The sequence below is a fragment of the Shewanella sp. 10N.261.52.F9 genome (assembly GCF_041471165.1).
Classification (GTDB): Bacteria; Pseudomonadota; Gammaproteobacteria; order Enterobacterales; family Shewanellaceae; genus Shewanella; species Shewanella marinintestina.
On record NZ_JBFRNX010000017.1, the window covers coordinates 26997 to 40984 of the forward strand.

Annotated in this window: 11 protein-coding genes; 3 read left to right on the forward strand and 8 right to left on the reverse strand. The window is 42.5% G+C overall.

Features of this window, described 5'->3' with window-relative positions:
- Positions 1-33: 33 nt before the first annotated feature.
- The 4 genes from AB4298_RS12415 to AB4298_RS12430 all read right to left on the reverse strand — a co-directional run bounded on the left by AB4298_RS12415 (position 34) and on the right by AB4298_RS12430 (position 5711).
- Positions 34-1329 (reverse strand): cytosine deaminase, encoded by a 1296-nt coding sequence (locus tag AB4298_RS12415; RefSeq protein ID WP_371986943.1) that lies wholly within the window; start codon positions 1327-1329, stop codon positions 34-36.
- Between the two features lie 10 nt (positions 1330-1339).
- Complete coding sequence (codB, locus tag AB4298_RS12420; protein ID WP_371986944.1) at positions 1340-2605, reverse strand: cytosine permease; 1266 nt, start codon at positions 2603-2605, stop codon at positions 1340-1342.
- Between the two features lie 402 nt (positions 2606-3007).
- Positions 3008-4558 carry an MDR family MFS transporter gene (locus tag AB4298_RS12425; protein WP_371986945.1) on the reverse strand — a complete coding sequence of 517 codons (1551 nt, stop codon included), beginning with the start codon at positions 4556-4558 and terminating at the stop codon, positions 3008-3010.
- A 7-nt stretch (positions 4559-4565) separates the two neighbouring features.
- On the reverse strand, positions 4566-5711 hold the full coding sequence (locus AB4298_RS12430; protein ID WP_371986946.1) for an HlyD family secretion protein: 1146 nt from the start codon (positions 5709-5711) through the stop codon (positions 4566-4568).
- 337 nt (positions 5712-6048) lie between these two features.
- Between AB4298_RS12430 and AB4298_RS12435 the strand changes: the two genes are divergently transcribed.
- Both AB4298_RS12435 and AB4298_RS12440 read left to right on the forward strand, forming a co-directional pair.
- Positions 6049-6981, forward strand: coding sequence for a PP2C family protein-serine/threonine phosphatase (locus tag AB4298_RS12435; protein WP_371986947.1), 933 nt, complete (start codon positions 6049-6051; stop codon positions 6979-6981).
- A 425-nt stretch (positions 6982-7406) separates the two neighbouring features.
- The gene (locus AB4298_RS12440) at positions 7407-7925 is read left to right on the forward strand and encodes a hypothetical protein (protein WP_371986949.1); all 519 of its coding nucleotides are present in this window, start codon (positions 7407-7409) and stop codon (positions 7923-7925) included.
- 1783 nt (positions 7926-9708) lie between these two features.
- Here AB4298_RS12440 and AB4298_RS12445 read toward each other — a convergent pair.
- The 4 genes from AB4298_RS12445 to AB4298_RS12460 all read right to left on the reverse strand — a co-directional run bounded on the left by AB4298_RS12445 (position 9709) and on the right by AB4298_RS12460 (position 12286).
- Complete coding sequence (locus AB4298_RS12445) at positions 9709-9981, reverse strand: hypothetical protein (protein WP_371986951.1); 273 nt, start codon at positions 9979-9981, stop codon at positions 9709-9711.
- A 3-nt stretch (positions 9982-9984) separates the two neighbouring features.
- Complete coding sequence (locus AB4298_RS12450) at positions 9985-11277, reverse strand: tyrosine-type recombinase/integrase (protein ID WP_371986952.1); 1293 nt, start codon at positions 11275-11277, stop codon at positions 9985-9987.
- A gap of 134 nt (positions 11278-11411) precedes the next feature.
- On the reverse strand, positions 11412-11648 hold the full coding sequence (locus tag AB4298_RS12455) for a hypothetical protein (protein ID WP_248997151.1): 237 nt from the start codon (positions 11646-11648) through the stop codon (positions 11412-11414).
- 173 nt (positions 11649-11821) lie between these two features.
- Positions 11822-12286 carry a hypothetical protein gene (locus tag AB4298_RS12460; RefSeq protein ID WP_371986954.1) on the reverse strand — a complete coding sequence of 155 codons (465 nt, stop codon included), beginning with the start codon at positions 12284-12286 and terminating at the stop codon, positions 11822-11824.
- Positions 12287-12547: 261 nt separating this feature from the next.
- Here AB4298_RS12460 and ccoN point away from each other — a divergent pair, with 261 nt between their 5' ends.
- Positions 12548-13984 carry a cytochrome-c oxidase, cbb3-type subunit I gene (ccoN, locus tag AB4298_RS12465; protein WP_220781815.1) on the forward strand — a complete coding sequence of 479 codons (1437 nt, stop codon included), beginning with the start codon at positions 12548-12550 and terminating at the stop codon, positions 13982-13984.
- Positions 13985-13988: the final 4 nt, after the last annotated feature.

Here is a 13988-nt window from a genome sequence, read left to right on the forward strand (position 1 = left end):
AACCGTTTTTATCACACTGCATTAACGTATCGCCTAACGACGGAAAGTCACAGCTTCGACTTCGTTAAGATGAATTTGGGTTTGTGCAATTTGCGTCTCGGCTAACACCTTACCTTGGCGAACTGAATAACGGACAGGCACCTGACGACGCAGCGCATCAAAGCCATTATCTGCAGGTAAGATCAGCAAGTTACCCGGCTTACCCAATTCGATACCGTAGTTATCTTGGATATTAAGGGTGCGAGCAGACTTGTTAGTGATCAGCTCAAGCGAGTTGTTGATTTGATCGTAACCCATGATTTGGCAAACATGTAAGCCCATGTGCAACACTTGCAGCATGTTAGCCGTACCCAGTGGATACCAAGGGTCGAAAATATCGTCGTGACCAAAACAGACGTTAATGTCAGCAGCAAGCATCTCTTTTACGCGGGTAATACCGCGGCGCTTTGGATAGTCATCGAAGCGGCCTTGCAGATGGATGTTAACCAGTGGGTTAGCTACAAAGTTAATACCTGACATACTAAGCAAACGGAATAAACGCGAGGCATACGCGCCATTGTATGAATGCATTGCTGTTGTGTGGCTTGCGGTTACGCGCTCGCCCATTTCATATTTGTGGGCAAGGGCAGCCACGGTTTCAACAAAGCGTGACTGCTCGTCATCAATTTCATCACAGTGAACATCGATTAATCGGTCATACTTACGCGCAAGTTCAAACACATAATGTAGCGACTCTACACCGTATTCACGGGTAAATTCAAAGTGCGGAATGGCGCCAATGACATCTGCACCTAGCTTTACCGCTTCTTCAAGCAGCTCTTTACCGTTCGGGTAAGACAAAATACCTTCTTGTGGGAAAGCCACAATCTGGATATCTACCCAGTCTTTCATCTCTTCTTTTACTTCAAGCATGGCTTTAAGTGCAATAAGAGTCGGATCAGACACGTCAACATGAGTACGAACGTGTTGAATACCGTTAGCAATCTGCCACTTTAAGGTTTGCTTAGCGCGCGATTTTACATCTTCAATCGATAGCATCGATTTACGCTCAGACCAACGTTCAATACCTTCAAACAGGGTACCTGAAATATTCCAGCTCGGTTCGCCCGCAGTTTGGGTGGTATCTAAATGAACATGCGGCTCACAAAATGGTGGCACAACCATGCCGCCTTCACCATCAATCACTTGTAAAGAGTCGGCACTTGGAAGTTCGATGCTTTGCGTCATAGCAGCAATCACTTTGAACTTACCGTCTTCAATCAACAATTGTTGAAGGCCTTCTTGACCTTTTAGAGTCACATTTTTGATCAACATACTTGCTGATGACATGGAGTTTTCCTTATGCATTGGTAGCATTTGTACAATCTGATTTAACTAATTTTTGTTTATTAATGCGTTTTTGCGCTTCATCTATTAATAAATAGCTGATGGCACCCGCAAGTACGGCATTAATTGGCACTATGCCTGGTAATAAGTGACCAGCTAGCACGCCTATCACGACACCGCTAATGGCGGCCCAATTGACCGTTGAAAACTTAGCATTGGCGAAGTCTTTATATTTCTCACGGTTACGTAAGTAGTCGGCGATAATAATGCCACCAATCGGTGGGATAGCTGCCGACAGGAAGGTTAACCAACCAACGAAGTTATTATATAGCCATAGTGCACACAGGGTGCCGATAACGCCGTTAAAAATCGACAGATACTTACTTGGCAAACCGGTAATGTTGGAAAAGCCTAAGCCTGAAGCGTAAAGCGCATTGTCATTGGTGGTCCAAATATTAAGACCTAAGATGATAATCGCTGGAATTAATAGGCCCTGAGCTATCATGACCTCAGAGATATCTGCTTGGCCAGTGGCTGCAGCGCCCGCCGCACCGAAGATAAACATTAGTGAGTTACCCACGAAGAAAGCAAACATAGTAACAAATACGGCAGTTTTAGGATTTTTACCGAAGCGGACAAAATCAGCCGTTAACGTACCAGCAGAGATAAAGGAGCCGACAACCAGTACCAATGCCGTATTAAAATCGATTGGATTTTCAGGCTCAACCGCCATTAGACCTTGCATGCCGCCCATGGTATCTACTGCTTGAATAACTGAGAAACCACCGAATAGCGCAATAGCAGGCACAGCAATGGCAGATAAGATCATGATAGCGCCAATGCCGAAGTAAACAGTGAAGGTCATGAGTAGACCGGAGATGATAATGAGGAGATTAGTATCGATGCCAGTGGCTTTTTGAACTGGGATAGCAAACATTGCCACGCCAACACCAAACCAACCAACTTGAGTGCCACCAAGAAGTAGCGAGGGTAACCAGGAACCTTTTAAACCGAAAGAGTAACGAGCGAGGAGGTGGGTCGAAAGACCGGATTGAGCGCCAATATAACCAAGAAAGGAAGTATAGATACCGAGAATTAAATTACCAATAAGAACTGCAAGAACAAAATCATTAAAGGAGAGACCAGTGCCGAGCGTTCCTCCGGTCCACATACTCGCTGAAAAAAAGGTTAACCCTAACATCACCATTGTTAGAGAAAGCACCCCTTTGCGCGCTGAGATAGGTACCGGGGTTAGACTGTAATTATTATCGCTTGCCATTTATTGTCCTTGGGTAGAATAAAGAAAATACACGGCTTACCTAACAATGCAAAAACGCCAGCAATACAGGGCTACAGCAGTTACACGTCAGGCAAACGGCGCGTAGTTTAGTCATAATCAAAAACGAGTCAAGCAATTAAGTATGCTAATTTACTAAATAAAGATATACGTAACAGCAACGTAAACACAAGGGCGCCGCAAGGTTGCTGTGCATTACTAAATGGGACACAACCAATGTAAAAATGTTAGCTTTTTTCGCTTCAAAACCCACGGCTCACACAGGTGTAACTAAAGGTATCAAGCTGGCCTAGTCATACTTTTAAGTGCAGTACAGATCATTATCTTGGTTAAACGAGAAGATTAACCGATTAAATTAACAGCAGGGAGGTAGCGACTATATTATTACGCTTTTGCTTTGGGCTTAAAAAAGGCAAGCAGCGGAATTAAGCATAAGTAAGACACTAATAGAAAGCCAAAGGTATACACAAATGCTAAAAGGGTGGATTGCTGCAATAACATATTTTGCAGTTGAGCGATAAAACCCGGATCGGTAATGCTAACGCCTTGCTGATGGGCTGCATTTTGCAAAACAGGATTACTCGGAGACAACGCGCCACCAAGTTGATTCCATTCTTGCTGCTTTATTCGCGTAAAATAAGTATTGACGATTGAAATACCAAAAGAGCCTCCTATGGTGCGGCACAAGTTAAACACCACCGCGCCGCCTACGGTATCTTTAGGCGATAAACTGGCGTAAGCCAATTGGCTTAAAGGCGCGAACACTAATCCCATACCCGCACCTTGAACAATACTCGGCAATAGCACCCAGTAAATATTAATCTCCAGCGAATATTGGGTCATTAAGTAAGTACCAAATGCATTTAAACTCAGTCCTATAACAATTAATAGTCTTGCATCGACCTTATCCATATAACTGGCCATAGCAATCAACACAAAAGCGGAGGTTAACCCGCGGGGCGCCATTGCAAAGCCTGTGGTATCGACTGGATAGTTTAATAACTGCTCTAACATCATTGGCTGTAATTGGGTAATGCCGAACATCCCCATAGAGAAGCCAGCCATCACCAGGCAAGACATGGCTAGGTTTCTGTCTCGTAATAACCAAACTGGCGCAATATCGCTTTTGGTAATAAACGAACGCGCAACGAAAAATATAATTGCGATTACACTAATAATCGCTGACAACAAAATGGTGTTTGATTCAAACCAAGATTCATCGTTACCGCGATCTAGCACCATTTGCAGTAAACCAATTCCTATGGTCATCGCTATTACGATGGGCCAATCAATTTTGGGCTTACCTTTGCCGTTTAGCTTTACAAACAGATAAATCAAACTCAGGCACACTGCGCCTATGGGGAGGTTAACGTAAAAAATCCAGCGCCAGTCCATGTTCTCAGTAATGATGCCGCCAAGTGTTGGCCCAAGAATAGGCCCAAGTAACACGCCAACACTAAACAGTGCCATCGCCTTACCACGCTCGGCAGCGGGGTAAATCTGCACCATGATTGACTGCGACAGGGGGATCACCGATGCACCAAACGCACCTTGCATTACCCTAAATGTCACCATTTCGGCAATCGTATCGGCTTGACCGCACAGCGCTGAACTCACAATAAAACCGCTCACCGAAAAAAGGAGTAACTGACGAATACCAAATTTGAGCGCAAGAAAGCTCGCAAGTGGGATAAATATGGCCTCCGCCATTGAGTAAGATGTCAGTACCCAAGTGACCTGATCTGATGTGACTCCCAAAGCGCCCATCATGTGAGGTAACGCCACATTGGCAATGGTCATATCAAGCAGTACCATAATTGCAGACAGCATTACAGCCAAAGTCACCAATTTACGGCTGCCTTCACTTAAAACCTGACTTTCTTCAGCCGTATTATCAGATTTAGCACTGACTGCTCCTTGCGATTCTATAGCCATTGCGTTGCTACTCTACAAGGTCTACTGAATTGTTTGTTTTGCTGGTTTTAGTTAAATCCCGGTTTTCAACATTATCATTTCTGACGACTTTCGCATCTATGTTGCTAAGGTTACTTGTGTTGCTGTTCGCTGTAGCAATGGGCGAGACCGTATCAATTGTCACATCGGCACTCGCGCCAACACGCAGGGGAAAGTCGGGGTGTTCATGTTCGTTGATTAAACGGATTAATACAGGAAAGCGCTGCGGCACTTTAACCCAATTACCGGTTGCATTTTCTGGCGGTAATAAAGAAAAAGACGAGCCACTTGCAGGAGAAATAGCTTCAATATGACCGCTATAATCGACCTTAGGATACAGATCTAAGGTAATGCTGGTAGCTAAACCCGTTTTAAGTCGCTCAAGTTGAGTTTCCTTAAAGTTTGCTTGTACCCAAAAAGTGTTGTCGACAACTAATGGCACTAATGCTTGTCCGGGCGATACAACACTACCAGCATGAACCGCTAGTTTACCCAGCTTGCCGTTATGGGCGGCAAAAATGTTCGTGTAAGATAACGACAAGCTTGCCTGGCTTAGAGTTGCAGCGGCTTTTTTAACTTCAGGCGCGTCGTCTCCTTGTGCCCCTTGAGCTTTTATTAATTGCGACATCGTTGCTCGCGCTGCGATGACATTTTCTTCGGCTGTTGCCTGTTTTGCACGGGCATCATCTAGATCTTGTGCTGGCAGTAATGCTTGCGCTACCAATTGTTTAATCCGCTGATAAGTCGCCTGGGCGTCATTAAGTTGAGCTACCGCACTTCTTACATTTGCGCTTGCCGCTAATATCGCATCGCCAGAAGCTGCATTATTTTGTAGCGCCATAGAATAGGCTGCGCGCGCTTCATCTAGCTTTGCCTGAAAAGGGGCGGGGTCGATTTGTACCAGCAAGTCGCCTTTACTAACGGTTTGATAATCTGAGGCGTTCACGCTGATAACCTTGCCGTTTACCTGCGGTGCAATATATATAATATTGGCGTGCACATAAGCGTCATCGGTGCTTGGGTAATTTTTTTGATGCTGAATATAGAAGTAACTCAAGCAAAAGACTAAAACCAATAAACTCAGTGCGATGAAAAGGTTTCGCATTAGATGCGATTGCTTTGGATTATCACTCATAAGGGTAAACCTAGGTAATGAACAAATACCTGAGCTTCTCTAGCTCAGCATATACAAGCAGGACACATTTAACGCCTTCAACATATCCATTAGCGCAAACTTAGCCTGCAATAAAGACTAGACCATGATTGTGACTGTAACTATATAAATGCCTAATAAATCGACTAAAGGAGGAGGGCGCCGGTATCAGTTTCCTGAGTTATAGACTCAACGAAAAAGCTCAGTTAAGCGTCTAATTGACCTCAGTCTCGGACGTTTGCAGTTTGAATAGCTTTTTAGCCTAGACTGATACCATAACGACCTTGCTTACGTTATATTGAAACCACCAACGACTCACATGCAAAAAATCGAAGAAACCGTTATGCAACAAGAAGCTTTAAAAGAACATATCCAGCTTTGGTTAAATAGGCCCATTGACAATGGCGCAGTACGCGAGTTACTCAACGCATCGGTCGCCATGGCATCTGATATCGGTAATATTAGACCTGAAAATCAAGACAGGGTTGTATGTGTGCAAGTCCAAGTTTCTGCGTCAACGTCGTTTATCATAGGTGTATTGTGCGACGGCATGGGTGGAATGGCATCAGGCGCGAACTGCGCAAGCCTCAGTATTGCCACATTTTTAAGTAGTTGTATCAAAAACCAATTAATGCCTATTGGCCAGCGCTTAATTACTGCTGTCGAAGACGCCAATAATGACGTTTACACTCTTTATAACGGTAATGGCGGCGCAACGTTATCGGCGTTTATTTTTGATAGCGATGGCCAGTTTGAGGCAATCAATGTTGGTGATAGCCGAATCTATGCCAATTTAGCTCATGGGATTAAACAGTATTCAAAAGATGACACCTTTGCAGGGCAAAATGCTGATGCCGCCGGTGTGCATTTAAGCAAAGGCTTATTGCAATTTGTTGGCGTTGGGCCTGACATCAAGCCGCAACTGGTTACGTTTCCTAAGATCCGCCAAATCAAACGTCTTATTTTAACCTCTGATGGCGCGCATTACATTGAGGACAGTACCTTTAAACAGATCCTCAATCAGCGAACATCAGCAGCAGAGCTTTGCAAAAGAATGATTGATGTCTCTAAATGGTGCGGCGGCTTTGATAATACCTCGATATTAATCGCTAATGATGTACTTAAGATATTCGCCAATACTGACGAAACAGCAATCCCGATTGGCACAGTTAAGCTAACTGACGCGTTTGGTGAGATTCACTTTATTGGCGTTACCGCATTAGATACCTTAGATCCAATTATTAGAGCTTAAGACGTCATTTCTTTAAACCGCTCACTTAAATGAAAGTGAGCGGTTTAAAGCCGTTCGGTGAACAGTAAAATTACAAGATAATTTAGCTCAAAGCAGGGCACTTAACTCGATAAAAAATCATGGCCATTGGTGTCATGGTTAATAACTATGTTGTAATACATTCAAGTAGTTATTCGTATTCCACAAGACTCCCACTCTGAATAATATACCAAATCAGCGTTTAATAAACACCGAAAAATAGATGGCAATAGCTCAAATAGCATTGCTTCTCACAATGCACGCTGAATCAGCTATACAGGTGTAAAGTCACCTTGCTAAAGTATTACTCAATCAATCTATTGGGGTAATATATTTTGGGTATTAACGAGTTCTTTGAAAAAGTGCTTGGACAAAAACTGCCTAACCAATACTCCTGAGGATGCTTTGTGCCGACAAGAAATGCTATGTGTTTAACGATTTGGCAGGAAGAAATTAGGCATGGACGCGCTGAAGTGCATTCTGAAACACCATATCGCACGAAAGCTGGCCATATAAACCATAATTGGACTGCACGTAAAAAAGACCTTGAGCTGGTTCAAAGCGGAGTTGCAACGTTTGGTGTAATGATATCGTGTGGCAAACTGGTCGATGAAGATAAATGGAATATTATGCAACTCAATTCTCATCAGATTTTTAAACTAACTGATCTCCAATTCGACAATGACTCGCAAAAATGGACAATGGCAGTCGATCTATGTGAGCCAGTAAAGATTGAAAAAGTTTGTTTTGATACCGAGGTTGCATTGAAAACACTCACCAAATCAAAACCAGCTTTTATCACAGTATCTAAAGCGATAAACCTAGGCTGGCAACTCGTAGGATTGAATGAAATCGTGGCGACACTCATACTTAACAACAAACAAAGAATGACAGTGTCATTATTCGATGGGAGTTACAGCCGATGATTAGCCAAGGCGATTTTTGTCCACATTGCGGATTCATTATTGTCATGCCGCCAGAGCTTGATCCCGAATGCCGTTGTTGTGGTAAGAGTGTTTTAGAATAATAAACAGCATTCGTTATAAACGTTGCTCAACATTGTACAGTGAAAGCTAACCATTAGAATGTCTAAGAACTGGCTATCAAAAGGCTTATCTATATGGTCAACAATTGCTTTTAAACAGCAATGACCAATTAGCATCTAGAGTTACCGAGACTATGTTATTCGAACAGAATAGGCGGCGTCATTCGATATACTATAGATAATCACAAACCCAATTTAACATAATATACATTGTGCGCATAACCGTGAAATGATACCTAAGTCATCGACTAGTGGTACTGATAACTTCTTTTGTAAGCTTTTAACGCTTTGATTGATTCTCACTAGGTTTGGAAAATGTCCAGTTATTACACCTCATTGAGTTAATAATTCGTCAATCCTAACGAAGCCGTTAATCTTATAGCCTAAATTTTTGTTGCTTCCCTTTATTAATGGCAACTGTCATCCAATTTGAAAATCTCAGTCACCGTTATGCCACTATATATGTAAACATGATTTCAGTTTGCGTTGTACACCCAAACAAATCTCTCGCCAAGTCGACCGCAGTTTTAGTTACATAATTATTGGCTAAGCAAATATTCGCGGCGCAGTCAGATCCAAGCCTGCATTTGTCTGCAATAGGACCATCGTAAAATGACGGAACCTAATGAAATGGCGAGCTTTGTTTTCCTGCCAGTTTTGAACTGCTAACTAGAAATAAACAATCATTTATTTATTAGCGCTAAAAACAGCGATTAAACCCTAAATTTAACTGTGCGCTACGTAAAATCTGGTGAGCTGAGCTAGGCAAAGTTTAAAAGCAGCCACACTGCGCGCGGTAATTATTTACTCTGCATCGGCTTGGAATCATATTTTGTCAGCTATGTAACTACGACTATGACTTTTTGCTTGAAAACTTGAGCTAGATAACTAGAGTTGTAATTCACTCAATTTACTCACCAAGGTTTTAATCTCAATAACTAGAGACGACTTTGTGCTTAGCTCGTTCTAAGTGTTAGTCCAAGTCCTAATCCGAGTATGAGCCCGGCCAATATAAAACTCTATTAAGACTTAAACCAGCATAAACCTAACTAAGCCATTTAAGTTATCAAGGCTAGATTGCAATAATGTATAGCGATAACTGAAGGCATGGTTAGCGCTGTTCCTATTAGGATTAAGTCCCGTTTTAGCAACAAAAGCCTAGGATGGATTTAACAACACTCGACAGCTAATTCAAATCGATTCGATATGGGTCTTCGCATGCTGCAAAGGTCGCTTGTTGTACGATAAACGGCATAACTACATAATAAAAAAGACATTAAACTGGCTGATAACATGAACGAAGATGCAATAATGATTGAGTATGCATGTTAGCAAAAGCCCTTTTTAGGCAATTGCCGATAATGTCACTTATCGGCATTAACTGGTTTCTGAAAAACCATAACTAGACCAAAGGCAAAACCAAGTTCAAAGCCATTAGCAATCTATGCAGAAACAAATGAGTTTATATATTTAGCTACTTGTTTAGACGAAGATGTTGAGCATCGAAAAGAGTCAAATTCAGATAGTTAATTCGAAAATAGGAGCTGATGCTGAATTGTAACTATCCTAACAACTCCCACATAAACAGCATGTTCCGTACGCATAAAAGGTATAGGTTTTGTTTGTTCCAATCGTAATATATCGTTCATTATGAACGATAACTATCAGCTTGCCGAGCCTTGTTTTCGAACTGAACGATCGACACCCATTCCCAGTAATACTCTGTGTGTAGTATGGTTTTCTGCATGCGCTCTAATATCGATGTGCCCTACTATCTTTTTGTTACCATCGAATGCCAGCCAAAGACGTCGCCAGCCTTGTTGGTACATTTCAGTGTTAATGCCATCAGCAAAACGTGATTTCATTGCTTCATTAACAGATGACTCTGTTTTAGACATAGGTTGGAAAAGATGAGTATCACCGACACCAATTACCAACTCTTACTCAATCCCCTGCAATCTATCAAATGATTTATTCTGCGCACTTTCATGGCGCTCAATTTGCGAGGTGTGCAAATATTGCGAGGTGGTATCGATACTTTCATGGCCTGCATCGGCTTGGACATGCGAGAGCGGTCTGCCATTAATATTGATGTCGTGAGTGATGCCTGTATGTCGAATATTATGAATACTTAGGCTACGCATCTGCTCTGCATCGCTTTCAAAGCCGTCACGTTCGATACTATTTGCTGCGATTTCGATGATCTTATCGACTTCTTCACGAATTTGACGTATTCCCAGGTTGGCGTTAATCATGCCGGCGTCGCGCCCTCGCCCGGCGGCTTTTTGCCTGACGATTAATGGATGCTGCTCAGTCGCAGTTGGATAATCACTTAGCTTTAAGTAACGTCGGTAATCAACTAACGCTGCTAATAATGCTTTTGAGATCGCCACGCTGCGGCTTTTACCACCTTTACTTTTTGGGATATGGAATCGCCAAATGCCAGTTTGATTATTATGCTTAAACTGACTCATCACGGGTGAATATCCCGCCCTTGCAGATACTTCCGATACTCGCAGATAACAAGAATAAATAAGCTTAATTAAAAACAAAGAACGCTGATGAAGTTCTGGTTGTTCTTTAGCCAGTTTTTCTACCGTTGCGACAATGTAAGACCATTGCAGCTCAGTGAATGCCAGTTGATTGTCATCGTCGTTATTTAAGCGATATTTTCTACTTGAAGAGAATCGGCTCTTATTAAGCCACATTTGAGCTGGGTTTTTCTCACAGTAATCTTCGCCCATCAGGTAACTGAAAAAGCTAGATAGGATCGCTACTTTGGTTTTAAGCGCACTATCACTGAGCACATAAGGATTGGTCTTGCCGTCAGTTTTACTACCGCGAAATGGCAGCCACGCAGGGTTAGGCGAGCGTTCTCCTGATTGTTTGTCCTGCTTGAATTGAGCAACATTAAAGTAGCCGACCAGTTCTTGTGGAGGATGCTGACAATAATCAACATAAAGGCCAATCTCTTTGCGACCTATTTGGCTGACGTTGAGCTGGGCGACATCAAAACACCAATGTAAAAACGTGGTTAATTCACTGCGATAAGCCTTGTAGTTATTTTCATTGTATTTCTGCTCGAACAACCAATCGGTTGCCAGCTCAAATACCAAACCGGCTTCATCTAGCTTGGCTAGACTCAATTGGGTGATGTGTTGGTTGACGATTGGATTACCAAGCTGAATGTAATCGATGGAGTCAAACAGAGGGATAACGGGAGGTAATAACATAAGTAGCGTCACAGTAGATCGGTATAACGCTATCTTAATCAGTATGTTCGTAAAACGATATGGCTAACTAACCCCATTTGAGATCTTGTTTAATCAGTAATCTAAATAAGCCTCTAAAAGCGAGAAATACTCGGTTATGTCCAATTAACGACGTCTATTACATCACCACACTGGCTATTACATTGTTCTTTGCAGTGCTTGTCGCAATGAATACGTTTTTCACAGCTCCATAGGCAAAGTTGCCATACGGCCTTTTTAGTATCGCGATCTAAACATTTGAAGTCAGCAGCGCAAAGTACGCCTTGCTGAATGAGTTGGGCAATTTTGTCTTCAGATATACTGATATTTAATTGTCTGGTTGGAGTGGTCATAATACCTCCAAGTTCACTGTAGTAGACATACTTATCACCAATATACCCAAATGATAATGATTATCAACAACTGTTTTATCATTTGCAGAAGATCAGAGCGTTCTTTATACAAACAATACCCTTTGCCAGCATTAACAACCTAAATAAAGCCGATATTGCAGCCACTAAATAGCTTAACCAGGATTGTCAGCTAAGAAATCAAACGCTGTAAACTTTTCAATTCCATCGACTTTAAAACTAACAATAGCACTCCAAACCATATAACCGCTGCTGCAAGAACCGTAGATTATATTAGCGTTATAATCAGTTTCTGAGCTTTGATCTAAATTTACAGGGATAATCCCCATAAACATGTCTCGGCCTTGTAATTTCACTTTTAGATCTGCCACCGGTTTAGAGGTATTTACAATGAGTGTTAAAGGCTTCTCACTCGGCGCGTGCCAAGGGTTTAAGCTTAACTGGATTTCAACATTAGCAACAGTTTTTATGCATGCCCCGCTTTTGAAAGTGCAAAGACTTGTATCTACAGGGCTTGAGCTAGCAGCGGGCTCTTGATTTGGCTTACATCCTAGTAAGAAAGTGGCTAAAACGAAACTGAGCCCAACCGTTAATACTGCTGATTTGTGAGGAACTTGCACGATAATTAACCTTTTCATCATTTCCTGTAACATTCTATTGAGTACCTTGATCTAGATCAACTTATGAAGCCCCTTAATTCCTATCTTTTTTGATATAGCTCAAGTATCATTGCGTTGCCTTGCGTTACTTCATGAAATGCAAGGTTACACATTGACACAACCCCATTGTTTCCGCTAGGTAACTGAGGTTTGTAGTCATTTAAACGGGTAGAGCTTTACTCTACACAACAATAAGTATAAGTAATAAGCAGTGGAAGCAATATGATGAACCATTCCCAGCCTCAAGGCGCTGATTACAACTACACCGTCGTACGCCAATTCGCTTTAACAACCGTGTTATGGGGAATTGTAGGTATGGCAGTAGGTGTACTAATCGCAGCCCAGTTAATCTGGCCGCAGCTAAACTTTGAAACTCCATGGTTAACGTATAGTCGTCTACGACCGCTACATACGAACGCCGTGATTTTCGCGTTTGGTACTTCAGCCCTTTTCGCCACATCCTATTATATCGTTCAACGCACCTGTCAAACTCGACTATTTGCACCTAAATTGGCCGCATTTACGTTCTGGGGTTGGCAAGCCATCATTCTATCAGCAGCGATCAGTTTACCGCTTGGTATCACCAGTGGTAAAGAATACGCAGAGCTAGAGTGGCCAATTGATATCGCAATTACCGTTGTATGGGTCTCCTATGCTGTGGTGTTCTTCGGTACTATCGTTAAGCGAACAACCTCCCACATTTATGTGGCAAACTGGTTCTTCGGTGCATTTATTATCACAGTAGCCGTACTTCACATAGTTAACTCTATGGCTGTGCCGTTAACAATGACTAAGTCTTACTCACTATACAGTGGTGCAGTAGATGCCATGGTACAGTGGTGGTATGGCCATAACGCGGTAGGTTTCCTGCTAACTGCAGGTTTCTTAGGTATGATGTACTACTTCGTACCTAAGCAAGCTGGTCGCCCTGTTTATTCGTACCGTCTTTCTATTGTTCACTTCTGGGCACTAATTGCATTGTATATCTGGGCGGGTCCACACCACCTACATTACACTGCGCTACCAGACTGGACGCAATCACTTGGTATGGTAATGTCACTAATCCTATTCGCTCCTTCTTGGGGTGGCATGATTAACGGTATTATGACCCTTTCAGGTGCTTGGCATAAACTACGTACTGACCCTATCTTGCGATTCCTTGTTGTTTCATTGTCTTTCTACGGTATGTCTACCTTCGAAGGACCAATGATGGCAATCAAAACCGTTAACGCATTATCTCATTACACTGACTGGACTGTTGGACACGTTCACTCTGGTGCATTGGGCTGGGTTGCTATGGTTTCAATTGGTTCTTTATACCACTTGATCCCAGTACTATTTGGCCATGGCCGCATGTACAGCACAAACCTAATTAACGTTCACTTCTGGTTGGCAACAATCGGTACTGTTCTTTATATCGTTTCAATGTGGATCTCTGGTGTAATGCAGGGTCTTATGTGGCGCGCAGTTAACTCTGACGGTACATTGACTTATAGCTTTGTTGAAAGCTTAGAAGCCTCTTACCCGTTCTACTTTGTTCGTTTCCTAGGTGGTGTGTTCTTCCTTACAGGTATGTTCTTAATGGCATACAACGTGATCCGTACTGTTAAGGCCCCTCAAGATTCTTTGCCAGCGATTGCTGAAGCAAAAGCAGCTTAAGGAG

What these genes read in the sequence shown, in the direction of transcription:
- AB4298_RS12415 (WP_371986943.1), bottom strand. Translation starts at nt 1,329, where the DNA reads ATGTCATCAGCAAGTATGTTGATCAAAAATGTGACTCTAAAAGGTCAA.
- codB (WP_371986944.1), bottom strand. Translation starts at nt 2,605, where the DNA reads ATGGCAAGCGATAATAATTACAGTCTAACCCCGGTACCTATCTCAGCG.
- AB4298_RS12425 (WP_371986945.1), bottom strand. Translation starts at nt 4,558, where the DNA reads ATGGCTATAGAATCGCAAGGAGCAGTCAGTGCTAAATCTGATAATACG.
- AB4298_RS12430 (WP_371986946.1), bottom strand. Translation starts at nt 5,711, where the DNA reads ATGAGTGATAATCCAAAGCAATCGCATCTAATGCGAAACCTTTTCATC.
- AB4298_RS12435 (WP_371986947.1), top strand. Translation starts at nt 6,049, where the DNA reads ATGCAAAAAATCGAAGAAACCGTTATGCAACAAGAAGCTTTAAAAGAA.
- AB4298_RS12450 (WP_371986952.1), bottom strand. Translation starts at nt 11,277, where the DNA reads ATGTTATTACCTCCCGTTATCCCTCTGTTTGACTCCATCGATTACATT.
- AB4298_RS12455 (WP_248997151.1), bottom strand. Translation starts at nt 11,648, where the DNA reads ATGACCACTCCAACCAGACAATTAAATATCAGTATATCTGAAGACAAA.
- ccoN (WP_220781815.1), top strand. Translation starts at nt 12,548, where the DNA reads ATGATGAACCATTCCCAGCCTCAAGGCGCTGATTACAACTACACCGTC.